Raw genomic sequence first — 24,769 nt, forward strand, 5'->3', positions numbered from 1 at the left:
TCGTCAGTAATTTATGGAAGGAAGCGGTTTGTCTCTGTTGACAGGTTTCGAATCCTGCGGCAAAAATTAAAGCGCTTTCAAAGAATCGGATGCCCCATGACGCAGCAGGACCGCCGCACGACGACCGTGACCCGCCAGGATGAAGACTGGTGGCGCGGCGCTGTCATCTACCAGATCTATCCGCGCTCCTATCAGGACAGCGACGATGACGGGATCGGTGACCTGAAAGGCATCACGCGGCGTCTGCCGCATGTCGCCTCGCTCGGCGTGGACGCGATCTGGATCTCGCCCTTCTTCGCCTCCCCGATGGACGATATGGGCTACGACGTGTCCGACTATTGCGATGTCGACCCGCTCTTCGGCACGCTTGAAGATTTCGACACGCTCGTGGCGGAGGCCCACCGGCTTGGCCTGAAGGTGATGATCGACCAGGTGCTGAGCCACAGTTCCGACCAGCACGCCTGGTTCAAGGAAAGCCGCGCCGACCGCACCAACCCGAAAGCCGACTGGTATGTCTGGGCCGATCCGAACCCTGACGGGACACCGCCCAACAACTGGCTGTCGGTCTTCGGCGGCCCGGCCTGGGAATGGGATGGCACGCGCAAGCAGTTCTATCTGCACAATTTCCTGGCCTCGCAGCCGGACCTGAACTTCCACAATGAAGAGGTGCAGGACGCGCTGCTCGACACGGTGCGCTTCTGGCTGGAACGCGGCGTGGACGGGTTCCGGCTCGACACGGTGAATTTCTATTTCCACGACCAGATGCTGCGCTCGAACCCGCCGCTCGACCGGTCCAATCAGGCGGGCGGAATCGGTGCGGATGCGCCCGACACCAACCCTTACGGCATGCAGGACCACCTCTATTCCAAATCGCGGCCGGAAAATATCGGCTTCCTGAAACGGTTCCGTGCGCTGCTCGACGAATATGATGCCCGCACGTCGGTGGGCGAGGTCGGAGACGGGTCCCGCGCGCTCGACATCGTGGCCGAATATACCGAAGGCGGCGACCGGCTGCACATGTGCTACACGTTCGACATGCTCGGCCCGCAATTCTCCGCGGCCCATTTCCGCGGCGCGGTGGAGCGGTTCGAACATGCGGTCAAGGACGGCTGGGTCTGCTGGGCCTTCTCCAACCATGACGTGATCCGCCATGTCTCGCGCTGGCTGCAGGAGGGCGACGACCGCGACCATCTGGCGGCGTTCGCGATCAACCTGCTGATCGCGCTGCGCGGGTCGCTCTGCATCTATCAGGGTGAGGAGCTGGGGCTCGAAGAGGCCGAATTGCAGTTCGAGGACCTGACCGATCCCTATGGCATCCGCTTCTGGCCGGCCTACAAGGGCCGCGACGGCTGCCGCACGCCGATGCCGTGGGAAGCGGGCGCCCCGTATGCAGGTTTTTCCGGCGCCAAACCGTGGCTTCCGGTCCCCGCGGACCATGCCGCCGCGGCTGTCGATGCGCAGGCAGGGGACGGCAGCGTCCTTGCGGCCTATCGCGACGCGCTCGCGTTCCGCGCCGCGCATCCGGCGCTTCGCGACGGCGATATCCGGTTTCTGCCCGAGGCGGGCGAGGTTCTGGCCTTCACCCGCGATACCGGTGCCGAACAATTGGTGCTGGCCTTCAACCTCGGACGGACACCGGCAACCTATGCGTTGCCCGACGATCTCGGCCCGCTCACCGACCTTGACCTGCCGGTTGGCGGCACGGTGCGGGACGGGCGGCAGATCACGCTTCAACCGCTCTCCGGCTGGGCCGCGCGCCGCGGCTGAGGGAGCGACAAAGACAGGCGGGGCCGCGCGGTCCCGCGGATGACCAAGGGAGGATAGAATGGTCAAATTCAAGACACTCGCCGCCGCACTCGCGACGGCCACGGCCCTCAGCGGCCCGGCACTGGCGCTCGAAGACGGCAAGCTGCTCGTCTGGATCAACGGCGACAAGGGCTATACAGGCCTGCAGGCCGTCGGGGACAAGTTTGCCGAGGAACTCGGCGTCGAGGTGGTCGTCGAGCATCCCGAGAACGTGACCGACAAGTTCCAGCAGGCTGCCGCCAACGGGCAGGGCCCCGATATCTTCATCTGGGCGCATGACCGGTTCGGCGAATGGGCCGCCGGCGGCCTGATTTCCCCGGTCGAGCCCAGCCAGGCCATTGTCGACAACACGTTCGACTTCACCTGGGATGCGGTCAGCGCGGACGGCAAGATCTGGGGCTATCCAATTGCCGTTGAAGCGGTGGGCCTGATCTACAACAAGGATCTGGTGCCGACCCCGCCCGCCACGATGGAAGAGATCGCCGAGATGGAGATCGACGGTGTCACGTCCAACATCATGTGGGACTATAACAATACCTACTTCACCTTCCCGCTCCTGATGGCCGGTGGCGGCTACGCGTTCGAGAAGAAGGACGGCAGCTACGATCCCAAGGATACTGGCGTCGCCAACGAGGGCGCGGTTGCGGGCGCCAGCCTGATCAAGTCCTTCATCGATGATGGCGTGATGCCGGCCGGCGTGGATTATGGCGTCATGGATGCCGCGATCAACAAGGGCGAGACCGCAATGGTCATCAACGGTCCCTGGGCCTGGTCGAACCTCGAGCAGTCGGGCATCAATTTCGGCGTGGCCCCGATCCCGTCGGTTGGCGGCAACCCGTCGAAACCGTTTGTCGGCGTGCTCGCCGCCACGATCAATGCCGCCAGCCCGAACAAGGACCTCGCCGTCGAGTTCATCGAGAATTACATGCTGACGGATGAAGGTCTGAAGACCGTCAACGACGATGTTGCACTCGGCGCCGTGGCGTCGGTGAGCTTCGCCGAACAGGTCGGCGGCAATGCCAACATCGCCGCAACGCTGGAAAATGCCATTGTCGGCGTGCCGATGCCCTCGATCCCCGAGATGGGCAAGTTCTGGGCCGCGATGGAACCCGCGCTGACCGCGATCACCACCGGCCAGTCCGATGTCGAAACGGCACTGAAGGGTGCCGAAGAGCGGATCCTGGCTGACTAAGCCGGGCGACCGGCCGGGTTTCCCACCACCCGGCCGGTCCTTTCCCTAAACGGACAGCATGACCGCCATCACCGATCATACAGACCCTACCGAGGTCACAGGCCCGCCGCATCAGGCATGGCGCCTCTGGATCGGGCGCGGGCTGCTGGCGGCGGTGGCGGCCGGCTTCCTCTATCTGGTCTTCGGGCTCTACCTGATCGGCGAGCCGGTGCTGGCCGTGATCGCCATGGCGACGGGACTGCTCGGCGTCACTTTTTTCGGCTTCCGCCGCTTCTATACGCTGCGCTTTGTCTATCCCGGCATCGCGGCGGTGTTTCTCTTCATCCTGCTGCCGGTCATCTACACATCGGCCATCGGCTTCACCAATTTCGGGGCGCGCAACCTGCTGACGCTCGACAGGGTGACGGCCTATCATCTCGACAAGGCCGAGGTTGATCCTGACAGCAAACGTCCCTTTGCCGGCGTTGCGGGGCCCGACGGGTTGCAGCTCTACTTCCCCGAGGATGCCGGCCGGCCTGCGCTTCTGACCGCCGCCGTCACCGGACCGGGTGAGGTCGCGGCCGAACCTGTCGAAGGTCCGGCGCCCGAGACGCTCCCGATGAAGGAGATGATCCAGAACCGCGCGCTTCTGTCGGAGGTGACGGTGACGACGCCCGACGGGCTTGGCCTGTCGATGGCGGGCCTGCGCGATTTTGCCGAGATCCAACCCGTCTATGCGCTGGCCGACGACGGCACGCTGGTCAGCCAGATCGACGGGCATGTGCTGGTCCCGAACCATGAGACCGGTTTTTTCGAGACCGAAGCGGGCGAACCGGTCGCGCCCGGCTGGCGGGTACAGGTCGGATTCGACAATTTTGCCCGGCTCTTCGCGACCGAGGGCATCAAGGAGCCGATGGTCAAGGTCTTCATCTGGACCTTCACATTCGCCTTCCTATCGATGGTGCTGACCTTCTCGGTCGGGCTGGGGCTGGCGGTGATCCTCGAATGGCCGCATCTGGCCTTCCGCGGGCTCTACCGCGTGCTTCTGATCCTGCCCTATGCAGTGCCGGGCTTCATCTCGATGCTCGTCTTCCGCGGGCTCTTCAACCAGAATTTCGGCGAGATCAACCTGATCCTCGAAAGTCTGTTCGGTGTTGCGCCGCCATGGTTCACCGACCCGTTCCTGTCCAAGGTCATGCTGCTGATCGTCAACACATGGCTCGGCTACCCGTATATGATGCTGCTCGCTGCGGGCTTCCTGCAGGCGATCCCGCGGGACCATTACAAGGCGGCGGCGCTCGAAGGGGCGGGGCCGGTGCGGTCCTTCTTTTCGATCACGCTGCCGCAGATCCTGCCGCCCTTCGTGCCGCTTATGATTGCGAATTTCGCCTTCAACTTCAACAATGTGGTCCTGATCCTGCTGCTGACGCGGGGCGGGCCGGACATGGCGGGCACCAAGGTGACCGTGGGCCATACCGACCTGCTCGGGTCTTTCACCTTCCGGCTGGCCTTCGAAAATTCGGCACAGGATTTTGGCCTCGCAGGCGCGATCTCGACGGTGATCTTCATCGTGACCGGCGCGATTGCCTATCTCAATTTCCGCGCGATGCAGTCCTATGCGAAGAAGAAGGGAGCGGGCGCATGATGATCGAGGACAAGGGCTCGCTCCGGCTGCGCAAGTTCTTGGCGCACGGGTTCATGCTGACCTTCATCGCGCTCATCATGTTTCCGTTCCTGATGGTGCTCTCCATCTCCTTCCGTCAGGGGAACTTCGCGACCGGCAGCCTCTGGCCCGACAATCCGACGCTGGAACATTGGGCGCTCGCCTTCGGGTTCGACTATACCCGCGCGGATGGCACGGTCGTCACACCGCCTTTTCCGGTGCTCCTGTGGCTGTGGAACTCGATCAAGGTCGGGCTGATCGCCTCCGCTGGCATCCTGCTCCTGTCGACCACATCCGCCTACGCGTTCGCGCGGATGAAATTCCGCGGGCGCGGCGCGATGCTCGACACGTTGCTCATCATCCAGATGTTCCCTGCCGCGCTGACCGTGATCGCGGTCTATGCGATTTTCGACGCACTGGGGCAGGTGGTGCCGTGGCTCGCCATCGACCACCACCCGGCACTGATCCTGACCTACCTGTCGGCGATCACGCTCCATATCTGGACGATCAAGGGCTATTTCGAGGGGATCGATCCGGCCATCGACAAGGCGGCGCAGATCGACGGCGCGTCGCCCTGGCAGACGTTCCGCTACATCTTCCTGCCCCTGTCGGTGCCCATCCTGGCGATTGTCTTCGTGCTCGCCTTCATCTTCCTCGTGAACGAGTATCCCGTCGCCTCGGTGCTTCTGCGCCAGACCGACCAGATGACGCTGGCGGTGGGCGCGCGACAGTATCTCTACGAGCAGCGCTACCTCTGGGGGGATTTTGCCGCCGCGGCGATCCTGTCGGGCCTGCCGATCACGGCGCTTTTCTTGCTCGCGCAGCGCTACCTGATCTCTGGCCTCAGCGACGGTGGCGTGAAGGGGTAACCCCCCGTTGTCACCTGTCTTTCACGTGAATGTTCCTGACGAATGGAACTTCTGCGTTATGCTCGCGTTGATTTTCAATTGCCTATTTGATTCGCGATAAAAACCAACGGGGAGACTATGATGACCAGATCATCACGGGCGACCGCCATAGGGGCGGCGCTGGTTGCCAGTTTTGCGCTGACAGGCGAAGTGCTGGCACAGGAAGCCGACAAGCCGAACATACTTGTCATCTGGGGGGACGATGTAGGCCAGTCCAACATTTCCGCCTACACGTTCGGCCTGATGGGTTACAAGACGCCCAATATCGACCGGATCGCCGCCGAAGGCATGATGTTCACCGACTATTATGGCGAACAGTCCTGCACCGCCGGCCGCTCCAGCTTCATCATGGGGCAGAGCGTGTTCCGCACCGGCCTGTCGAAGGTCGGCCTGCCGGGTGCCGAGGAAGGCATGCAGGTCGAGGATCCGACCATTGCCGGCCTCCTGAAAGCCGAGGGCTATGCAACCGGCCAGTTCGGCAAGAACCATCTGGGCGACCGGGACGAGCATCTGCCGACCAATCACGGGTTCGACGAATTCTTCGGCAACCTCTACCACCTCAACGCAGAGGAAGAGCCGGAGAATGAGGACTATCCCGGCGACATGGTCCTGCCGAGCGGCGAGACCTTCCGCGACCGCTATGGTCCGCGCGGCGTCATCAAATCTTCGGCTGACGGCACGATCGAGGATACCGGCCCGCTGACCCGCAAGCGCATGGAAACGGTGGATGATGAAACCGTGGCCGCCGCGCTCGACTTCATCGATCGCAAGACAGCCGAAGGCACGCCCTGGTTCGTCTGGTGGAGCGGAACGCGCATGCATTTCCGCACCCATGTGAAGGAAGAGATGCGCGCCGTCGCCGACGAGCTGACCATGGGCAAGGCGGACGAGTATCAGGCCGGCATGATCGAGCATGACATGCATATCGGCCAGTTCCTCGACAAGCTCGACGAGCTTGGCATCGAGGACAATACCATCGTCTTCTACTCGACCGACAACGGCCCGCACATGAACAGCTGGCCCGATGCCGCCATGACCCCCTTCTGGGGTGAGAAGAACACCCAGTGGGAAGGCGGCTGGCGCGTGCCGGCGATGGTCCGCTGGCCCGGCAAGATCCCTGAGGACACGATCTCCAACGAGATCGTCCACCATATGGACTGGCTGCCGACATTCCTGGCCGCAGCCGGCAACGAGACGGTCAAGGAAGACCTGCTTGAGGGGATCACCGTGGCCGAGGTCGGTGGCGGGCGGGACTACCGCGTCCATCTCGACGGGTACAACATCTTGCCGATGCTGACTGGAGAGACCGAGGAAAGCCCGCGGGAGGAAATCTTCTACTTCACCGATGACGGCGACCTTGCGGCGCTGCGGTACCGGAACTGGAAGATCACTTTCATGGAGCAGAAAGCTTGGGGCACGTTCCGCGCCTGGATGGAGCCGCTCACGCCGTTGCGCGTGCCGCTCATCTTCAATCTGCGGCGCGACCCGTATGAGCGCGGATACCGGACATCCAACACGTTTTACGACTGGATGATCGACCGCGCCTACATGCTGGTGCCTGCGCAGCAGTATGTGGCCCAGTTCCTGGAGACGTTCAAAGAGTATCCGCCGCGTCAGGAAGCGGCGAGCTTCAGCCTCGACAAGGTCATGGAGCAGCTCTCTGACGGGACTGGCCCGCACTGAGCCTGACCGTGCCAACAGGCCGCCCCGTGCCCGTCACGGGGCGGCCTTTTCATGAGAGGAGAGGACCATGACCGCACCCACCAGCCTGTCCACCGCTCTTGCCGTCGCGCTTGCCTGGCCCGCGCTTGTCACAGCCGATCCGCTTCCGTCGTGGAATGACGGCGACAGCAAGGCCCGGATCATCGAATTTGTCGAACGGGTCACGGACCCCGACACACAGGACTATGTGCCGCCCGCCGACCGGATCGCGGTTTTCGACAATGACGGCACGCTCTGGTCCGAACAGCCGCTCTATTTCCAGTTCTATTTCGCGCTGGACCAGCTGGCCGCACGGGCCGAGGCCGACCCGGCGCTTCTTGACGACCCGCTGCTGAAATCCGCCGTCGAGGGGGACATGGCCGCTATTGCGGAGGCCGGCACCGAGGGGCTTCTGAAGATCGTCATGGCCTCCTATGCCGACCAGAGCGTCGAGGATTTCATTGCCGATGCGCGCGCATGGCTGGCGACCGCGCGGCATCCCGAGACGGGCCTGGCCTACACCGACATGGTGTACCAGCCGATGCTGGAGCTTCTGCGCTACCTGCGGGATGAGGATTTCGAGACCTTCATCGTCTCGGGCGGCGGCATCCATTTCGTCCGCGCCTTCTCCGAATCCGCCTACAATATCCCACCGCAGAACGTGGTCGGCACGACCGGAGAGACGAGCTACAGCCTTGCCGATGGCGTGCCGACGGTCACCAAGGATCCGGGCATCCTTTTCATCGACGACAAGGCCGGCAAGCCGGTCGGGATCGACATGCATATCGGCCGCCGTCCGATCTTTGCCGCGGGCAATTCCGACGGCGATTTCGAGATGCTGGAATGGAGCACGGCGGGCGAAGGGCCGCGGCTCGGGCTGATCGTCCATCATACGGATGCTGAGCGCGAATGGGCCTACGATCGTGACAGCCATGTGGGCCAGCTGGTGCGCGGGCTCGACGAAGGACCGGATCGGGGCTGGGTCCTTGTCGACATGGCAGCCGACTGGGCGAAAATCTGGCCGAAAGAGCCGCAATGAGCCGCGCGCGCGACGGGATCGAGGCGCTCGGCGCCCGCGTCGGGGCCGATATCATCGGCCAGCGCGACGTGATCGAGCGGCTGCTCATCGGCCTTCTTGCCAATGGCAACCTGCTGATCGAGGGCTTGCCGGGGCTGGCCAAGACCCGCGCGGTGAAGTCGCTGGCAAAGAATCTCGATGCGGCCTTCAGCCGAATCCAGTTCACGCCGGACCTTCTACCCTCGGACGTGACCGGATCGGACATCTACGACGCTTCCACCGCCAGCTTCCGCTTCGAACCCGGCCCGATCTTCGCCAATATGGTGCTCGTCGATGAAATCAACCGTGCGCCGGCCAAGGTGCAAGCGGCGCTACTCGAAGCGATGGAGGAACGGCAGGTCACGATCGGGGGGACGACCCACAAGATGGACCCACTCTTTCAGGTGATGGCCACGCAGAACCCGATCGAGCAGGAAGGCACCTATCCGCTGCCCGAAGCGCAGAAGGACAGGTTCCTGATGCAGGTCAATGTCGTCTATCCGCCGATCGAGGACGAAAAATCCGTGATGGAACTCGTGCGGTCCGAGGAGCAGGCGGCCAATGCCCCGGCGATAGGCGCGGCGGATGGCAATGACGCCGCACGTCCGGCCAGACCGGAGCCGCTCGATCCGCAGATCGTCTTCGACGCACGGGCGGAGATCGCCATGCTCCACATGGACGAGACGGTCGCGCAATATATTGTCGATCTGGTGCAGGCGACCCGTACGCCCGACATGTATGATGCCGAACTGGCTGGCCAGATCGCGGTCGGTGTCTCGCCGCGCGCGTCGATCGGGTTCGATCGCGCATCCCGCGCCCGCGCGTGGCTCATGGGCCGCGATTTCGTGACGCCGGACGATGTGGCAGCCCTCGCCCCCGACATCCTGCGCCACCGTCTGACGCTGAGCTACAGCGCCGAAGGGGCCGGCGTCACCGCCGATCAGGTGGTCACCGGTCTGCTCGAGCGCGTCGCCGCACCGTGAGCGCCGGAGCCGGTGCCGCAGCGGAGGACCCGCGGGTCCGCGTGACCCTCTCGGGTCTGCTGGGGCTTGCGGGCGCGGCCCGCGGCCTGCCTGTCGGTCCGCCATTCACCAGCCGGTCCGCGCTCGAAGGCCGGCGCGGCTCGCGGCTGAGGGGGCGGGGGCTCGATTTCATCGAGTTGCGCGCCTACCAGCCGGGCGACGATGTGCGCACCATCGACTGGCGCGCCTCGGCCCGCAGCGGGGAAACACAGGTGCGGGTCTACCAGCAGGAGCGCGACCGACCGGTGCTGCTGGTTGTCGACCAGCGGATCGACATGTTCTTCGGATCGCAACTCAACATGAAATCGGTCACGGCGGCGGAAGTGGCGGCGCTTCTGGCGCTGCGGTTCCTGCAACAGGGTGACCGGGTGGGCGGGATCGTCCTGTCGGACAGCGGGGTGACCCGGCTGGCGCCGCAACGCAGCCGTGCGGCGCTGCGCCGGTTCCTGTCGGACCTGACCGATGCCAACCGCGCGCTCGACCCGTCGACGCGGGTGCCCGAGGGAGGACCGACGCTCGATGATGCGCTGGCCGAGGTGGAGCGGCTCGCCCATCACGATGTGACGGTCATCCTGCTGAGCGATTTTGCCGCCGCCGACGCGGCGCTTGCGAAACGGTTGGAACGGCTCGGGCGGCACAATGACGTGATCCTTGGCCTCGTCTATGACCCGATGGCGCAGGACCTGCCGCCGGGGGCCCGGGTCACGGCAACGGACGGGCGGCTTAGGCTCAATATCGACACCGGGCTCCAGGCCGACCGCGCGGCCGTCGAAGCGGCGACGCGCCGCCGGCTGGATGCGGTGCTGGCCTGGCCGGAGGAAATCGGCGTGCCGGTGCTCCCGCTCTCGGCCGCCGAGCCAAGCGCTGCGCAACTGTCGCGCCTGCTTGGGGGCGGTTGATGGAGGAGATCACCGCGCCGCCGAGCCTGTCAGAGCTGAACGACCAGCTTCTGCCCCCTGTCGAGCCGCCACCTGTTCCCTGGTGGCCGGCCACCGAAGCGTGGGCGGTGCTGGGCGGGCTGTTGCTGCTGATCCTGCTCGTCCTTCTGGCCCGCTGGCTGCTGCGCCGCCGCCGGAGCCGGTTCCTGCGCGGCCTGCGCGCGCGCGCTCGTTCCGCCGCTCCGGCCGAACTGCCTACACTCCTGCGTCGGGCCGCGCTTGACGCGGAGCCGCGCCGCAACGTTGCGGGCCTGCGCGGACCGGCATGGGTCGCGCATCTGGCCGAGCGGGCCGGACGCCCGGCCCCCCCTGATGCAGAGGGCTGGCTCTCGACAGACAGTTTTGCCCCTGACAGGCGGCGGGCGCACACGCTGGATGCCGACGCGGAAGCGGCGCTGCGCGACTTTTCGGACGCTTACCTTGCGGCGGCCATCACGGCGCGGCAGCGCGGGGCGGGTGCCGCATGATCGTGCTCGCAGCGCCCTGGTGGCTGGGGCTTTTGCCCCTGCCGGTCATCCTCTGGCGGGTGCTGCCCGCCTGGGGCGCGCCGGTGACGGGCTTGCGGCTGCCCTTCCTGCCCATGTTGGCCGAGGCGCTCGGCCGGCGCCCCGTGCGCGGGGCTGCCGTCGCGCGCCGCACCGTGCCGGGATGGGTGGCGATGGGGCTCATCTGGTGCGCGCTCGTTGTGGGTCTGGCCGACCCGCGCCTGCTCGGTGCGCCGCAGGAAAAGCTGACTGCCACGCGCGACCTGATGCTCTCCATCGACCTGTCCGCCTCGATGGACAAGGTCGATTTCGAGGGGCCGGACGGCGCGATGCAGTCCCGCCTGACCGGCGTGAAAGGCGTGGTGTCGCAGTTCCTGGACGCCCGTGACGGCGACCGTGTCGGCATGATCGTCTATGGCGACCGCGCATTCATCCAGGCCCCGTTCACGGAGGACCTGTCGGCGGTGGAAGAACTTCTCGCCGCGACGCAAGCCGGCATGGCCGGACCGAAAACCGCGCTGGGCGACAGTCTGGGGCTCGCCATCCGCGCCTTCGAGACGAGCCGGATGGAAAAGAAGGTTGTGATCCTTCTGACCGACGGGGCTGACACGGGCAGCCGCATGGCGCCCTTGCCAGCGGCGCGCATTGCATCGGACGCGGGGATTGTCGTCCATACGATCGGCGTTGGCGATCCCGACGGCACCGGCGAGGACCGGGTCGATTTCGACACGCTCCAGCAGATCGCAGAGATCACCGGCGGGCGTTTCTTCGAGGCGAGCGACACGGATGCGCTGGAAGAGGTCTATGCCGAGATCGACGCGCTCACCCCTGTGGAGCAGGCGCGCGAGGTCTATCGCCCCGAACAGCCAGTGCCGTTCTGGCCTGCGCTGGCAGTGCTCCTCGTGGCATTTGCCTTTCTCGCCCTTCCGCACAGGCGGTGGGCGCCATGACGTCCGTCCTCGCAGCCCTGTCGGCGTTCCACCTGATCCGGCCGGAGATGCTCCTGCTGCTCGCACCGGTGCTGGTCATCTGGTGGCGGTTGCGGCAGGCCCCAGGGGGTGAAACGGTCGAGGAGGCGCTCGACATTGCACCGCATTTGCGGGCGGCCCTGCAGGCCCGGCCTCCGGGGGGGCTGCTCGGCTGGTTGCGCCCGGCGGATACTTATCTGGCGGCGCTGGTCTTCACCGTGCTGGCGGCCGCCGGTCCGGCATGGGACCGGATCGCGGACCCGGATGCCGACGACGCGCTGCCGGTCGTCATCGTGCTGGAAACCGGGCTGTCGATGACCTCGAACGATATCGACCCGACTCGGCTTGCGCGCGCCAAGCTGAAAATCCGCGACCTGATCGACGGGGATACGAAGCCGCGCCGACGCGGGCTTGTCGCCTATGCCGGCACCGCGCACCGGGTGGTGCCGCTCTCCGACGATCCGGCGCTCCTGCGGATCTATCTCGATGCGATCGGACCGGCGACCATGCCGGAGCCGCACGATGCCCGTCCGGACATTGCGTTGGAACTGGCCGCGGCAGAAGTCGACCGCAGTGCGCGCCCCGCCGCAATCCTTTTGATGCTCGACGATCTGGCAAACGCGGATCGCGCCCGCATCGCGGCGGTCGCATCGGGGCTGCCCACATTCGCGATGATCTATGGCACGCCCGATGGCGGGCGGCAGATCGATCCGCGCAGCGGGGCGCCCGCCGATCCGGGGGCGCCGACCGACCCGGAGGCCATGGCGGCCGATTTGGCAGACCTGTCGATTGCATCCGTGCCCGCAAGTCGTGATGGATCGGACCTGCAGGCCTTCACGCGCTGGCTTGACCAGCGCAGTGCAGAAGCCGCACTCGGCGACGGTCCGTGGCGCGACCGCGGGCGGATATTCCTGTGGCCCGCCGCTTTCTTTCTGGCTTTCGGGTTCCGGCGCGGCTGGGTGGCGCAGCCGGCTCTGGCAGTTCTTTTGTTCCTCTGCTTCGGGGCCGTGGCGGACCCGCTCGCCGCGCAGGGCCAGTCCGATGTGAAGCGCGCTGCAACGGACCCGGCCGCCGACGCGCCCGGGCCGTTGCAGCGCCTGTTCCTGACGCCCGACCAGCAGGGGCGTCTGGCCTATCAGAACCGCCGTTTCGCAACGGCTGCGACCCGGTTCGAGGATCCGGCATGGAAGGCGCAGGCGCTCTATCGCGACGGGCAGTATCTGGCGGCGGGGGACCTTTGGGCCGCGCAGCCGGGCGCGCAGGCGCTGGCGCAGGCCGGAACGGCCTACGTGAAGGGGCGTGAGTATGATCGCGGCGTGGCGCTTCTCGAAGCGGCGGTGGAGGCCGACCCGACGCTCGATTATGCGGTGCAAAATCTGGAGACCGCGCGCGCCATCCGCGACACGGTCATGTCGAGCCGTCAGGCGGGTGCGACGGAAATCGGGGCGGATGAAATCCGCTATGACGCGTCGGCCGAAGTGTCGGAAGGCGCGCGGTCCCGGACCGTCGAGGGCCTGCCTGCGGATGCGGTGGAACAGTGGATGCGCACGGTCGACACCAGCATGTCGGATTTCCTGCGCAGCCGCTTCGCGCTGGAAGCGGCGCAAGGGGGCGGGCAATGAGCGGGGGGCTTTGCATTCGGGGGGCGGTGTCCGCCTGTGCCGTCCTGCTGGCGGGCGCGGCCTGGGCCGCCGATCCGGTGGTGGAGGTCGTGGCACCCGAAGGGCCGCTGACCGTTGGAACGCCCGCCACCCTGCGGATCACGGTCCTGTCGGACAGTTTCTTCCCCGCGCCACCGGTCTTCCCGGAATTTGACGAACCAAACCTTGTTGTCACGCTGCCGCCCAATGCATCTGGGCCGACCAGCAAACGGATCGACGGGGAGACATGGAGCGGCATTGCGCGGCGCTACAGTGTCACAGCTCTCGCGCCCGGAGATGTGACGCTTCAGGGCACGGATCTGCAGGTCACGGTGGGCGACGGGCCGAATGCGGCGCCCCGCACCGTTGCAGTGCCGATGCCGCCTGTCGACCTGTCGGCTATCGTGCCCGACGGTGCCGCAGCGCTCGATCCCTACCTAGCGGCGGATGCGCTGACGCTCACTGAAAGCTGGTCGGTGGAGGGCGAAAGCTTCGAGACCGGCGCGGCGCTCACCCGCAGCGTGATGGTGGAGGCCGGGAACACGCTCTCGATGTTCCTGCCGCCGCTCCTGCCGCCTGCGCCAAACGGCGTGGCCGTCTATCCGGAGGAGCCGTCGCTGTCCGACCGGCCGGGCGAACGGGGCAGAGGTCCGACCGCACGGCGGGAGGACAAGGCGACATATGTCTTCCAATCACCCGGGCAGGTCACCTTTCCGGCTGTGACGCTCGATTGGTGGAACGCCGATGCGGGGCAGGTGGACACGGCCCGCCTGCCGGAGCGCAAGATCAACGTCACCGGCGAACCCCTGTCGGAAAGTACCGACGCTCCCCCGGAGCCGGAGGCGCGTAGGTCGGAAGCCTTGCCTTGGATGGGCATTCTGCTCGTCCTGTCATGGGGCGGGCTGGCCGCTCTTGCTTTGCGCTTCTGGCGGCGCTGGCGGGCCAGCCCAGATGGGCGCGAATGGGCGGCATACCGGGACCTGCGGGCCGCGTGCGGGACCGGAGATGCCGCACGGATCGCCCGATGCCTCGACCGCTGGGCGCAGGCGGGCGGTGCAAGCCGGACGGAATTTGGCGCAGCGGGCAAAGGCGCGGCGGACGCGCTTCTGGCGCTCAACGCCAGCCGGTTCCGCCCCGACCGGCCTGCATTGCCGGGTGACGCGGGCGCCGCGATCGCGCAATCTGCGAGAGACTGGCGGCGGACCCGTCATCGGCGCAGGACACCGCTGCCCGATCTGTCCCTGAACCCGAGCCTGCCTGGAGCCGATACCGGATGATGCCTGACCTGACCGCACCGCCGCAGCGCATGCTCTTGCTCTTTGGCCTGCTCCTTTGGCCGTCTTTGCCCATGGCCCAGACGCCGGCCTATGTCGGATCGGACCAATGCGCGGACTGCCATGCGGAGGCCGCTGACGCTTGGGCCGGATCACATCATGATCTGGCGTGGACGCTTCCCGACGAGGGGCATCTGATCGGAGATTTCGACGGCGCCAGTTTCACCAAGGACGGGGTGACATCGACTTTCGACATGGTCGACGGGCAGCCGTCGATCCTGACCGACGGCCCCGACGGGATGGCCCGCTTCCCGATCACCGGTGTCGCCGGGATCGAACCGCTGCAGCAATATTTGGTGGAAACCGAACCGGGCCGGGTCCAGTCTCTCGACACGGTCTGGGACGCAGAGGAGGAACGCTGGTATCACCTCTATCCCGATCAGGAGCTTGCGGCAGGCGACGGGCTGCACTGGACCGGCCCCTACAAGAATTGGAATGCGCGCTGCGCGGAATGCCATGCGACCGGCTATGTGAAAGCCTATGACCCGCAGACCGACAGCTATGACAGCTGGCAGGCCGAAATCGGTGTCGGCTGCGAGGCCTGCCACGGTCCGGGCGAGGCGCATCTGCAATGGGCCGCAATGCCCGACGGGTTCGACCCGGCCCTCTGGTCGGCCGTGTCGGCGCTGGGGTTCACGGTCAGTTTCGGGGAAGAGGCGCGCGACGCGGAAGTGGAACAATGCGCCGGCTGTCATTCCCGCCGCGAGGCGCTCGGCGACGGGTCACCGTTGCCCGGCACGCCGTTCCACGATGCCTATCGTTTGGCGCTCCTGCGCGAGGGGCTCTACCATGCCGACGGGTCGATCCTGGAAGAGGTCTATGTCTACGGCTCGTTCCTGCAGTCGAAGATGAACACGGCGGGCGTGCGCTGCTCGGACTGCCACGACGTGCACACGGCGCGCGTAAAGGCGGAGGGGAACGGCCTTTGCACCCAGTGCCACAGCCCGGCCGGCAATGACCGGTTCCCGCAGCTTGCGAAGGCGGAGTATGACACGCCCGCGCATCATTTCCACACGCCGGGGACCGCGGGTGCCGAATGCAAGTCCTGCCACATGATCGAGCGCACCTATATGGGCATCGACGGGCGGCGGGACCACAGTTTCCGCGTGCCGCGGCCCGATCTCAGCCTTGCGACCGGATCGCCCAATGCGTGCAATGACTGCCACGCCGACAAGAGCGCGCGCTGGGCGGCCGAAGCGATTGCCGACAATGGCGGCACGCGCGGGGGCACGCCACATCCGGCCAACATCTTCGCCGCCGCGCGGCGGTTCGAGCCCGGCATGGCGGCCGCACTCGCCGATCTGGCGCTATATGACGGGCTGCCCGCGATCCTGCGGGCCACCGCGCTCGATGAGATGCAGCGATACAATGACCCCGAGCAGGCCAAGCGCGTAATGGTGTTGGCCGACGATCCCGACCCGCTCGTGCGGCAGGCGGTGCTGCCCGCGATCCGGCCGGTGCCGGGCACCGAGAGGGTGACGCCGATCCTGCCGCTACTGGCCGATCCGGTTCGCGCGGTCCGGCTCGCGGCCGCGCGGGAAATGCTGGCCCTGCCCATTGCGCGGCTGCCCGAGCCGCACAACAGCAATGCGCGAAACGCCTCGATGGAATGGCAGCGGAGCCTGCGCACCCGCGCCGATTTCCCCGAAACCCAGTTGGTGCTCGGCGGTGCGGCGCTGACGGCGCGCAATCTCGATGCAGCCAGCGCCGCTTTCGCGCGGGCGACCGAGATGGACCCCCAGCTTGTCGATGCCTGGGCAATGCAGGTGCGGTTGCGCGATGCGGTCGGGGACCGGGCCGGCGCGCAACGGCTGATGGATGCGGCTCTGGCGCTCAACCCGCTCGATCCGGTGCTGTTGCGCTGGCGCGACGAGCTGCGGCTCGACTAGGGGCGGCCCACGAAAAAGGCGCGCCCGGGCTGGGGCGCGCCTGTGTCGGACTTTCAGATCAGGCTTACTCGAAGGTCGCCAGATAGGCGATCACGTCGGCGCGATCTTCTTCCTTCTTCAGACCGGCAAAGGCCATCTTGGTGCCCTTGATCATCTTCTTGGGGTTTTCCAGATAGGTCGACAGGTTCTCGACATCCCAGACGAACCCTTCCTCCTTGAGCGCGAGGAACGGTTTGGAATAGCGGAAATCCTCCACCGAGGCGATTTCATTGTCGATGATGCCGTTCAACTGGGGGCCGACGCGGTTCTTCGCGCCATCGCCGACCATGTGGCAGGCCTTGCATTTCTTGAAGACATTTTCGCCGGCCGCGGCATCTCCGTCGGCATAGGCGGGGGCGAATGACAGCGCCAGCGCGGCGGCGGTCAGTGCAGCGAGTTTATTCATCGAATGCTCCATTCGTGACAGCGATTGACTACCCTCGTCTTTCCTTGACCATCTATCTAAGGGGTCGCGCCATCATTCGCCATGCGCCAAAGCGGCGCAAGCGCCCTCGCGCCGGACAGGAGATTGATTGTCCGGCGCGAGGGGTGGATCGGCTTGGGGCGTTGCCGTCTGTCCACGGTATCGAGATAGGGCCTGCGGGGCGGACCGCCTTTCGAGTTCGGGCCATTCGGTTCCGAGATCGGGTCAGGGGGCAGGCGACGTAACGTCACCTTCCGCGCCGTCCGGCAGAAGGTCCGGCGGCGACAGGATATGCGCCCGCCCGAACCCGCCATTGAGCGTCGCGCGCGTGATGTCCACACGCCAGAAAGCGAAGTCGGGAAAGTCGATATAGAGCGCGGATTTCGGGTGCCGCTCCAGAAAGGCGGCGCGGCGCGCCGGGTCGGGCGTGGTGCAGCGGGTGGCGCGGCCCGACAGCATCAGCCGGGCATGCGCGAGCGGATCGCCGCGCCCCTCGATGCCGACCATCAGCGCGCAACGCGGGTCGGCGGCGAGGGCCGCGAAATGCGGGGCAAGCTGCGACAGGAGCAGGACGGGCACCCCGTCCGTATCGCGGGCCATCAGGACGCGGCTCAGCTCCGGTGCGCCGTCCGGGTCGAGCGTGCCGAGCGCGGCCCACGGCGCCCCGTCGATGAGCGCCCGCGCCCGGTCCCGCACACTGTCGTCGACCGGCTGGAATAGCGAAGGTCCGGTCTTGTCTTCCTGCACCATCATCCTGTCCCTTGACCCCGAGCCCTGCCAATCCTGCCCGACCATCCCCGCGCTGCAAAGCGTGATTTGCTGAAGCGGCGATCACGATTGAACGGGCGCGGGGTCCGGCGTTTGACGCCCGCGCATGGCCCTGTCAAATTTCGTTTCAGGAACGTTACACGGCCCTCTTGTGGCTGGCAGGCGGCACCGCTTCTGTGGCAGATCGGTGCGATCCGGCGCGGACAGGCCCGCGCAACAGGAGGAAAAGGGGCACGACATGTGTGGAATCGTCGGCATCGTTGGACGGCCCGATGCGGCCAGCGACATTCTCGCGGCGCTCAAACGTCTGGAATATCGCGGCTATGACAGTGCGGGTATCGCCACGCTCGACAAGGGCCATGTCGAACGCCGCCGCGCTGTCGGTAAGCTCTCGGCCCTGACCGAGTTGCTCCGGCAGGACCCGCTGCACGGGCAGATCGGCATAGGCCATACGCGCTGGGCCACGCATGGCGCACCCAACGCCGAGAATGCCCATCCGCATCAGGCCGGACCTGTCGCGGTCGTCCATAACGGGATCGTTGAGAATTTCCGCGAGTTGCGCGCCGATCTGGAAGCCGGAGGCGCGACCTTCACATCCCAGACCGACACGGAAGTGGTCGCCCAGCTCTGCGCGTCCTTTCTGGCCCGCGGGCTCGGTCCGCAGGATGCGGCTGCGGCGACACTGGCACGGCTCAAGGGCGCATTCGCGCTCTGTTTCCTATTCGAGGGCGAGGACAATCTGATGATCGCCGCGCGGCGCGGATCACCGCTCGCGATCGGGCACGGGCAGGGGGAAATGTTCGTCGGTTCCGACGCTTTGGCGCTCGCCCCGCTGACCGACAGGATCACCTATCTCGAAGAAGGCGACTGGGCGGTTCTGACGCGCGACACTGTCGAGATCTATGACGCGATGGGCAATCTGGCCAACCGCGAGCAGCGGATCGTGTCGGTTGATGCGGTGCTGGTCGACAAGGGCACCCACCGGCATTTCATGGCCAAGGAAATCCACGAACAGCCCTCCGTGCTCGCCTATGCGCTGTCGCATTACCTCGATCCGGCCCGAAAGGCCGTGGACCTGCCCGGACCGGCGCCCGATTTCGCCGCGATGGACCGGCTGCTGCTGGTGGCCTGCGGCACGGCCTACTATGCCTGCCATGTCGCCAAATACTGGTTCGAGCAGATCGCCCGCATCCCGGTGGAGATCGACGTGGCATCCGAGTTCCGCTATCGCAACCCGCCGATAGGCGGGCGCGATGGGGCGATCTTCGTCTCCCAGTCGGGGGAAACCGCCGACACGCTCGCGGCCCTGCGCTATGTACGCGACGCGGGCGGCCATCCGATTGCCGTGGTCAATGTCGCGGAAAGCTCTATCGCCCGCGAGAGCGATCAGGCGTTCGAGATCAAGGCGGGGCCAGAAATCGGCGTGGCGTCCACCAAGGCGTTTACCTGCCAGCTGATCGTGCTGGCGGCCCTTGCCATCACGGCCGGCCGGCAACGCGGCACGATCGTCGCGGCCGAAGAAGAGCGGCTGGTGACGGCGCTGGCGCGCGTGCCTGCCCAGGTGGCCGACGCGCTGGGCGCGGAGGCGCATGTCTCGGAACTGGCGCGCGATCTGGCCAAGGCGCGCGACATCCTGTTCCTTGGCCGTGGCCCGATGTATCCGCTGGCGCTCGAAGGGGCGCTGAAGCTGAAGGAAATCAGCTACATCCATGCCGAGGGCTATGCGAGCGGCGAATTGAAACACGGGCCCATCGCACTCGTCGATGACAGCGTGCCGGTAATCTGTTTCGCGCCGATGGACCCGCTCTTCGACAAGACCGTGTCGAACATGCAGGAAGTGATGGCGCGCGGCGGACGGGTGCTTCTGGCTTCCGATACGGACGGTCTGGCAGAGGCCGCGGACGGGGCCTGGGCGACCCTGTCGATGCCGGCCTGCGATCCGGTCTGGGCGCCCATCGTCTATGCGGTGCCGGCGCAACTGCTCGCCTATCACACGGCGGTGGAGAAAGGCACGGACGTGGACCAGCCGCGAAATCTGGCCAAGAGCGTCACGGTCGAATAGACCTGTCTGGCAACATAGACGAGGGAGCGGTCGCATGGACGCGGATATCGGACTGATCGGGCTGGGCGTGATGGGCGCTAATCTGGCGCTCAACATTGCCGAGAAGGGGCACAGGATCGCGGTCTTCAACCGCACCACGTCGAAGACCCATGCTTTTGTCGAGGCTGCCGGCGATCTGGCCGACCGCATCGTGCCTTGCGAAACGCTGGAAGAGCTGGCCGCGGCCATCCGCCCGCCGCGGCCCGTCATCATCATGGTGCAGGCCGGCGACGCGGTGGACGACCAGATCGCCGCGCTGCGCCCGGTCCTGGCCGCGAACGACATCATCATCGACGCGGGCAACGCAAATTTCCACGACACGCGGCGGCGGTTCGGCGAGCTGGCCGACAGCGGCCTGACCTTCATCGGGATGGGTGTCTCCGGCGGGGCCGAGGGCGCCCGCCACGGACCGTCGATCATGGTGGGCGGCACGCAGGAGAGCTATGACCGCGTGTCGGACGTGCTGACCGCCATCTCCGCGAAATTCGAAGGCACGCCCTGCTGCGCCTATCTGGGCAGCGACGGGGCGGGGCATTTCGTCAAGACGATCCATAACGGGATCGAATATGGCGACATGCAGATGATTGCCGAGATCTACGGCGTCTTCCGCGACGGGATGGGCCTACAGGCCGCCCAGATCGCTCCCTATTTCGCAGCCTGGAACCAGGGACCGCTGGAAAGCTACCTGATCGAGATATCGGCGGCCGTGCTCGACGCGACGGACCCCGAGACGGGCAGCCCGATGGTGGACATGATCCTCGACCGCGCGGGCCAGAAGGGCACCGGCCGCTGGTCGGCGATCGAGGCGCAGACGCTCGGCATCCCGGCGACGACGATCGAAGCGGCCGTGTCGGCGCGGGCCCTGTCGTCAATGAAGGACGAACGGCTGGCCGCGGCCGGCGTCTACGCACACGGGCCGGAGCCGGTCGCGCTCGGCGATGCGCTGGTGGCCGATCTCGAACAGGCGCTCATCGCGGCGAAGATCGCGGCCTATGCGCAAGGGTTCGCGGTTCTGTCTGCCGCGTCGGACGAATATGGCTGGGACCTGCCGATGAGCACGATCGCCGAGGTCTGGCGCGAGGGCTGCATCATCCGGTCGCGCTTCCTGAACGCCATGTCTCAGGCTTTTGCAGCCGACCCGACGCCGGAAAACCTGCTCGTCGCGCCCGAGTTTGCCAAGCTGATGAAAGAGGCGCTGCCCGCGCTGCGCCGCACGGTGGCGCTCGGTGCGACCTCGGGCCTGCCGATGCCGGCCCTGTCGGCCGCGCTCGCCTATGTCAACCAGTACACGCAAGGACGCGGCACTGCGAACCTGTTGCAGGCGCAGCGCGACTTTTTCGGCGAACACGGGTTCGAGCGGATCGACCGCGAGGGCGGCGGCTTCCACGGGCCGTGGGTGCAGGGCGCGGGCTGACGCCTCAGCCCGCCTGTTCCTCCAGCCGGTCGGTCGCGGGCGGCGGTGTCGGCACCAGAGCCGAGATCCGCGCGTAAAGATCATCGTCAAGGTCCAGATGCATCGCAGCGAGCGCAGGCTCGATCTGCGCCGCACTGGTGCCGGAGATGATCGGCGCCGTGATGCCGGGATGTTTCGCCGTCCATGCAATCGCCGCCGTGATCGGGTGGATGCCCGCCTCGGCCGCCAGATCGGACAGGCCCACAGCCGCGTCATGCATCCAGTCAGGCGCATAGCGCGCGGCATACATCTTGTCATGGGTGAGGCGGCCGCCATCCCCGCCACGCGCATATTTGCCGGTCAGAAGCCCGCCGCCCAGCGGTGAATAATTGTAGACCTGCACACCTTCGGAGAGCGCCATGGGCAGGATTTCCACCTCGGCCTGCCGTTTGACGAGATTGTACATCGGCTGCAGCACCTCGGGCGGCCGGAACCCGTGGGCGCGGGCAATCGCAATCGATTTCACCACCTGCCACGCGGCGAAATTTGACACGCCCAAGTGGCTGAACCGCCCGTCATTATAGAGGCTGTTCATCGCCTCCAGCGTCACCTCAAGCGGCGTGTCGGGGTCCCAGCGGTGCAGGTAGAGCAGGTCCACATGGTCGAGTTTCAGCCGTTTCAGGCAGGAATCGAACTGTTGCACGATATTGGCCTGCCCCGATCCGCCGCTCGCCGCGACCTTGGTCGCGACGATGACCTGATCGCGCTCGGGGCGGACCAGATCGCCCAGGATCTCCTCCGACCGGCCGTCTGTATAGCTGTAGGCCGTGTCGAACATGGTGATGCCCGCGTCGCGGCAGGCGGCATAGATTTCGGCGCTGGCACGTGCATCGGCCTTGCCGCCGAACTGCATGGTCCCGAAGGTGAGTTTCGAGACGCGAACCCCGTTCGGTCCGAGCGTTGTATCTGACATTGTAAGCCTCCCTGGTCGCGGTGATCCTTGCGCGGCGATTGACGCTGGTCAAGGTCGGGGCAAGGCCGTAGCGTGCGCCCATGACGAACCGCAAATCATTGATCTTCATCATTGCCACGGTCACGATCGACGCGATCGGCATCGGGCTCATCCTGCCGGTCCTGCCGGAGCTGATCGCGATGCTCCTGACGGAGTCCATCTCCGCCGCCGCGCTCTGGGGCGGCTGGCTGATCTTCACCTATGCGCTGATGCAGTTCATCTTCGGGCCGGTTCTGGGCGGCCTGTCGGACCGTTTCGGACGGCGCCCGGTGCTGCTTGCCTCGCTCTTCGTCATGGGGCTCGACTATCTTCTGATGGCGGTGGCCGGATCGATCTGGCTCCTGTTCGTTGCGCGCACCATCAGCGGGATCGCGGGTGCGACGCATGCAACCGCCACCGCCTATCTGGCCGATATCACCCCGCCCGAGAAGCGCGCCGCCAATTTCGGGCTGGTCGGCGCGGCCTTCGGGATCGGGTTCATTGTCGGGCCGGCCATCGGCGGGCTGCTCGGCACGCTTGGGCCGCAGGCGCCGTTTCTGGCCGCCGCCCTTCTGGCTTTCGCCAATGCCACTTTCGGCTGGTTCGTGGCACCCGAAACGCTTGCGCCCGAGAAACGCCGCGCCTTCGACTGGCGCCGCGCCAACCCGTTCGGGGCGCTCCTGCGGGTGCGGCATTTCCCGGTGCTGGCGGGGCTGGTGCTGGTCTTCTTCCTGTTCAATCTCGCGCTCTTTGTCTATCCGGCGATCTGGGCCTATTTCACCATCGAGCGGTTCGCCTGGTCGACGGGCATGGTGGGGCTCAGCCTTGCGACTTACGGGCTCTTGGCGGCCTTCGTTCAGGGGTTCCTGATCCGGATCGTGCTGGCGAAACTCGGTGAGCGGCGGACGGCGATCTTCGGCCTTGTCATGGAAATCGTCGGCCTTGTGATCATCGCCTTCGTGACCAACGGCATCTGGATCTTCATCCTGATGCCGATCACCGCGCTCGGCAACCTCGCCGGTCCGGCGCTGCAGGGCATGATGTCGAACCGCGTGGGTGATGACGAACAGGGCGAGTTGCAGGGCTTGCTGGCCTCGGTGGCCTCGGTCGGTACGATCTTCAGCCCGCTGATGATGACCGGACTGTTCCGCATCTTCACCTATGAGGGCGCGGCCTATTACATGCCCGGCGCCCCGTTCCTGCTGGCGGCCTTCCTGACGGTCATCTGCCTCATGGTCCTGACGCGGATCAAGCGGCTGACCGACATCGTGACCGACAGCGCATGAAAAAACGGCCCGCCTGTGTAGGCGGGCCGTTCCAAGCGCTGGTCCGTCAGGATCAGTTGGGCAGTTCGCCCTCGATCCCTTCGACATAGAAGTTCATGCCGAGCAGCGTGCCGTCATCGGCGGTTTCGCCTTCGGCAAGCCACGGCGTGCCGTCCTGCTTGTTGATCGGACCGGTGAAGGAATGCAGTTCGCCGGCAACGATCGCGTCCTTGATGGCGGTCGCTTCAGCCTGCACGTCGGCGGGGATCTTGTCGGAGAACTCGCCGATCTCGGTCAGACCGGGTGCGATCCCGTCCCAGGTGTCGGTGCTTTCCCATGTGCCGTCCATGACCGCCTGCACGCGGGACACATAGTAGGGGCCCCAATTGTCGATGATCGAGGAGAGCCGTGCGTTCGGGCCGAACTCTTTCATGTCCGACGCCTGGCCGAAGGCATAGATGCCCTTTTCCTCGGCGATGGTCATCGCAGCCGGGCTGTCCGTGTGCTGCATGATCACGTCGACGCCCTGTTCGATGAGCGCGTTGGCCGCATCGGCTTCCTTGCCCGGGTCAAACCAAGTGGAGACCCAGACGATCTTGAATTCGACGTCGGGGTTGGCTTTCTTGGCGGCCAGATAGGCCGCGTTGATGCCGCGCACGACTTCCGGGATCGGGAAGGAGGCAATGTAGCCGATCTTGTTCGTCTCGGTCATCTTGCCGGCAATATGGCCGATGACGGTCCGGCCCTCGTAGAAACGGCCGGAATAGGTGGAGACATTGTCCGCCCGCTGGTAGCCGGTCGCATGTTCGAACTTCACGTCCGGGAACTGCTTGGCCACCTTGATGGTCGGGTTCATGTAGCCGAACGAGGTGGTGAAGATCAGGTCATGGCCGCTCTGGGCCATCTGGCGGATGACGCGCTCGGCATCCGGGCCTTCCGGAACGCTTTCCACGTAAGTGGTTTCGACCTTGTCGCCGAAGGCTTCGACGACCGCCTTGCGGCCCTGGTCATGCTCGTAGGACCAGCCGAAGTCGCCCACGGGGCCGACATAGATGAAGCCGACCTTGGTCTTCTCGTGACCGTCGGCGAATGCCGCGCCGGTCAGACCGACGGCGGCGGTGGCCGCCACGGCCAGGGTTTTGACGAAGTTCATTGAAACTCTCCTTGTTGTCATCGTCACGGGATGGATATCCCCCCGAATGTCTT

General features: G+C 65.9%; 20 protein-coding genes. 16 read left to right on the forward strand and 4 right to left on the reverse strand.

Features of this window, described 5'->3' with window-relative positions:
- Positions 1–96 precede the first annotated feature (96 nt).
- The 13 genes from bglA (at position 97) to GSH16_RS07410 (ending at position 16,582) form a co-directional block, all read left to right on the forward strand.
- Positions 97–1,767, forward strand: a complete 1,671-nt coding sequence (gene bglA / locus GSH16_RS07350) for a beta-galactosidase BglA (RefSeq protein ID WP_160853574.1) — start codon at positions 97–99, stop codon at positions 1,765–1,767.
- 58 nt (positions 1,768–1,825) lie between these two features.
- On the forward strand, positions 1,826–2,998 hold the full coding sequence (gene malE, locus GSH16_RS07355; RefSeq protein ID WP_160853576.1) for a maltose/maltodextrin ABC transporter substrate-binding protein MalE: 1,173 nt from the start codon (positions 1,826–1,828) through the stop codon (positions 2,996–2,998).
- Positions 2,999–3,056: 58 nt separating this feature from the next.
- Positions 3,057–4,622 (forward strand): maltose ABC transporter permease MalF, encoded by a 1,566-nt coding sequence (gene malF, locus GSH16_RS07360; RefSeq protein ID WP_160853578.1) that lies wholly within the window; start codon positions 3,057–3,059, stop codon positions 4,620–4,622.
- Positions 4,619–5,509: a maltose ABC transporter permease MalG gene (malG, locus tag GSH16_RS07365; RefSeq protein ID WP_160853580.1), complete on the forward strand. Its 891-nt coding sequence runs from the start codon at positions 4,619–4,621 to the stop codon at positions 5,507–5,509. Before malF ends, malG begins: the two co-directional genes overlap by 4 nt.
- 120 nt (positions 5,510–5,629) lie before the next feature.
- The gene (locus GSH16_RS07370) at positions 5,630–7,231 is read left to right on the forward strand and encodes an arylsulfatase (RefSeq protein ID WP_160853582.1); all 1,602 of its coding nucleotides are present in this window, start codon (positions 5,630–5,632) and stop codon (positions 7,229–7,231) included.
- Between the two features lie 67 nt (positions 7,232–7,298).
- Positions 7,299–8,288 carry an HAD family hydrolase gene (locus GSH16_RS07375; protein ID WP_160853584.1) on the forward strand — a complete coding sequence of 330 codons (990 nt, stop codon included), beginning with the start codon at positions 7,299–7,301 and terminating at the stop codon, positions 8,286–8,288.
- Positions 8,285–9,289, forward strand: a complete 1,005-nt coding sequence (locus tag GSH16_RS07380; RefSeq protein ID WP_160853586.1) for an AAA family ATPase — start codon at positions 8,285–8,287, stop codon at positions 9,287–9,289. The genes GSH16_RS07375 and GSH16_RS07380 overlap by 4 nt, the downstream gene beginning before the upstream one ends.
- A 41-nt stretch (positions 9,290–9,330) precedes the next feature.
- Complete coding sequence (locus tag GSH16_RS07385; RefSeq protein WP_328803198.1) at positions 9,331–10,227, forward strand: DUF58 domain-containing protein; 897 nt, start codon at positions 9,331–9,333, stop codon at positions 10,225–10,227.
- Positions 10,227–10,733, forward strand: coding sequence for a DUF4381 family protein (locus GSH16_RS07390; protein ID WP_160853590.1), 507 nt, complete (start codon positions 10,227–10,229; stop codon positions 10,731–10,733). The genes GSH16_RS07385 and GSH16_RS07390 overlap by 1 nt, the downstream gene beginning before the upstream one ends.
- Complete coding sequence (locus GSH16_RS07395; RefSeq protein ID WP_160853592.1) at positions 10,730–11,701, forward strand: VWA domain-containing protein; 972 nt, start codon at positions 10,730–10,732, stop codon at positions 11,699–11,701. The genes GSH16_RS07390 and GSH16_RS07395 overlap by 4 nt, the downstream gene beginning before the upstream one ends.
- Positions 11,698–13,341 (forward strand): vWA domain-containing protein, encoded by a 1,644-nt coding sequence (locus GSH16_RS07400; protein ID WP_160853594.1) that lies wholly within the window; start codon positions 11,698–11,700, stop codon positions 13,339–13,341. Before GSH16_RS07395 ends, GSH16_RS07400 begins: the two co-directional genes overlap by 4 nt.
- Positions 13,338–14,636, forward strand: a complete 1,299-nt coding sequence (locus tag GSH16_RS07405; protein ID WP_160853596.1) for a BatD family protein — start codon at positions 13,338–13,340, stop codon at positions 14,634–14,636. The genes GSH16_RS07400 and GSH16_RS07405 overlap by 4 nt, the downstream gene beginning before the upstream one ends.
- Entirely contained in the window at positions 14,636–16,582 is a 1,947-nt protein-coding gene (locus GSH16_RS07410) for a multiheme c-type cytochrome (protein ID WP_235913076.1), read from the forward strand. The genes GSH16_RS07405 and GSH16_RS07410 overlap by 1 nt, the downstream gene beginning before the upstream one ends.
- A 64-nt stretch (positions 16,583–16,646) precedes the next feature.
- Here GSH16_RS07410 and GSH16_RS07415 read toward each other — a convergent pair whose 3' ends face one another.
- Positions 16,647–17,027: a c-type cytochrome gene (locus tag GSH16_RS07415; RefSeq protein ID WP_160853598.1), complete on the reverse strand. Its 381-nt coding sequence runs from the start codon at positions 17,025–17,027 to the stop codon at positions 16,647–16,649.
- Between the two features lie 243 nt (positions 17,028–17,270).
- Positions 17,271–17,795, reverse strand: a complete 525-nt coding sequence (locus GSH16_RS07420; protein WP_160853600.1) for a HugZ family pyridoxamine 5'-phosphate oxidase — start codon at positions 17,793–17,795, stop codon at positions 17,271–17,273.
- Between the two features lie 256 nt (positions 17,796–18,051).
- Here GSH16_RS07420 and glmS point away from each other — a divergent pair, with 256 nt between their 5' ends.
- Positions 18,052–19,875, forward strand: coding sequence for a glutamine--fructose-6-phosphate transaminase (isomerizing) (gene glmS, locus GSH16_RS07425; RefSeq protein WP_160853602.1), 1,824 nt, complete (start codon positions 18,052–18,054; stop codon positions 19,873–19,875).
- Positions 19,876–19,909: 34 nt separating this feature from the next.
- Complete coding sequence (gene gndA, locus GSH16_RS07430; RefSeq protein ID WP_160853604.1) at positions 19,910–21,328, forward strand: NADP-dependent phosphogluconate dehydrogenase; 1,419 nt, start codon at positions 19,910–19,912, stop codon at positions 21,326–21,328.
- 4 nt (positions 21,329–21,332) lie between these two features.
- On the opposite strand, the gene GSH16_RS07435 is transcribed toward gndA, so the two are convergent.
- Complete coding sequence (locus tag GSH16_RS07435) at positions 21,333–22,280, reverse strand: aldo/keto reductase (RefSeq protein ID WP_160853606.1); 948 nt, start codon at positions 22,278–22,280, stop codon at positions 21,333–21,335.
- A gap of 80 nt (positions 22,281–22,360) precedes the next feature.
- Between GSH16_RS07435 and GSH16_RS07440 the strand changes: the two genes are divergently transcribed.
- A complete protein-coding gene (locus GSH16_RS07440; RefSeq protein ID WP_160853608.1) occupies positions 22,361–23,584 on the forward strand; it encodes a TCR/Tet family MFS transporter in 1,224 nt (407 codons plus the stop codon).
- A gap of 52 nt (positions 23,585–23,636) precedes the next feature.
- Here the strand turns inward: GSH16_RS07440 and GSH16_RS07445 are convergent, their stop codons facing one another.
- Entirely contained in the window at positions 23,637–24,716 is a 1,080-nt protein-coding gene (locus GSH16_RS07445) for a BMP family ABC transporter substrate-binding protein (RefSeq protein WP_160853610.1), read from the reverse strand.
- Positions 24,717–24,769 lie beyond the last annotated feature (53 nt).

This window comes from Oceanomicrobium pacificus (genome assembly GCF_009833495.1).
In the GTDB taxonomy this organism is placed as follows: Bacteria; Pseudomonadota; Alphaproteobacteria; order Rhodobacterales; family Rhodobacteraceae; genus Oceanomicrobium; species Oceanomicrobium pacificus.

Excerpts from the sequence above, each read along its gene's own strand:
- bglA (WP_160853574.1), top strand. The coding sequence starts at position 97 with ATGACGCAGCAGGACCGCCGCACGACGACCGTGACCCGCCAGGATGAA.
- malE (WP_160853576.1), top strand. The coding sequence starts at position 1,826 with ATGGTCAAATTCAAGACACTCGCCGCCGCACTCGCGACGGCCACGGCC.
- malF (WP_160853578.1), top strand. The coding sequence starts at position 3,057 with ATGACCGCCATCACCGATCATACAGACCCTACCGAGGTCACAGGCCCG.
- malG (WP_160853580.1), top strand. The coding sequence starts at position 4,619 with ATGATGATCGAGGACAAGGGCTCGCTCCGGCTGCGCAAGTTCTTGGCG.
- GSH16_RS07370 (WP_160853582.1), top strand. The coding sequence starts at position 5,630 with ATGACCAGATCATCACGGGCGACCGCCATAGGGGCGGCGCTGGTTGCC.
- GSH16_RS07375 (WP_160853584.1), top strand. The coding sequence starts at position 7,299 with ATGACCGCACCCACCAGCCTGTCCACCGCTCTTGCCGTCGCGCTTGCC.
- GSH16_RS07380 (WP_160853586.1), top strand. The coding sequence starts at position 8,285 with ATGAGCCGCGCGCGCGACGGGATCGAGGCGCTCGGCGCCCGCGTCGGG.
- GSH16_RS07390 (WP_160853590.1), top strand. The coding sequence starts at position 10,227 with ATGGAGGAGATCACCGCGCCGCCGAGCCTGTCAGAGCTGAACGACCAG.
- GSH16_RS07395 (WP_160853592.1), top strand. The coding sequence starts at position 10,730 with ATGATCGTGCTCGCAGCGCCCTGGTGGCTGGGGCTTTTGCCCCTGCCG.
- GSH16_RS07400 (WP_160853594.1), top strand. The coding sequence starts at position 11,698 with ATGACGTCCGTCCTCGCAGCCCTGTCGGCGTTCCACCTGATCCGGCCG.
- GSH16_RS07405 (WP_160853596.1), top strand. The coding sequence starts at position 13,338 with ATGAGCGGGGGGCTTTGCATTCGGGGGGCGGTGTCCGCCTGTGCCGTC.
- GSH16_RS07410 (WP_235913076.1), top strand. The coding sequence starts at position 14,636 with ATGCCTGACCTGACCGCACCGCCGCAGCGCATGCTCTTGCTCTTTGGC.
- GSH16_RS07415 (WP_160853598.1), bottom strand. The coding sequence starts at position 17,027 with ATGAATAAACTCGCTGCACTGACCGCCGCCGCGCTGGCGCTGTCATTC.
- GSH16_RS07420 (WP_160853600.1), bottom strand. The coding sequence starts at position 17,795 with ATGGTGCAGGAAGACAAGACCGGACCTTCGCTATTCCAGCCGGTCGAC.
- glmS (WP_160853602.1), top strand. The coding sequence starts at position 18,052 with ATGTGTGGAATCGTCGGCATCGTTGGACGGCCCGATGCGGCCAGCGAC.
- gndA (WP_160853604.1), top strand. The coding sequence starts at position 19,910 with ATGGACGCGGATATCGGACTGATCGGGCTGGGCGTGATGGGCGCTAAT.
- GSH16_RS07435 (WP_160853606.1), bottom strand. The coding sequence starts at position 22,280 with ATGTCAGATACAACGCTCGGACCGAACGGGGTTCGCGTCTCGAAACTC.
- GSH16_RS07440 (WP_160853608.1), top strand. The coding sequence starts at position 22,361 with ATGACGAACCGCAAATCATTGATCTTCATCATTGCCACGGTCACGATC.
- GSH16_RS07445 (WP_160853610.1), bottom strand. The coding sequence starts at position 24,716 with ATGAACTTCGTCAAAACCCTGGCCGTGGCGGCCACCGCCGCCGTCGGT.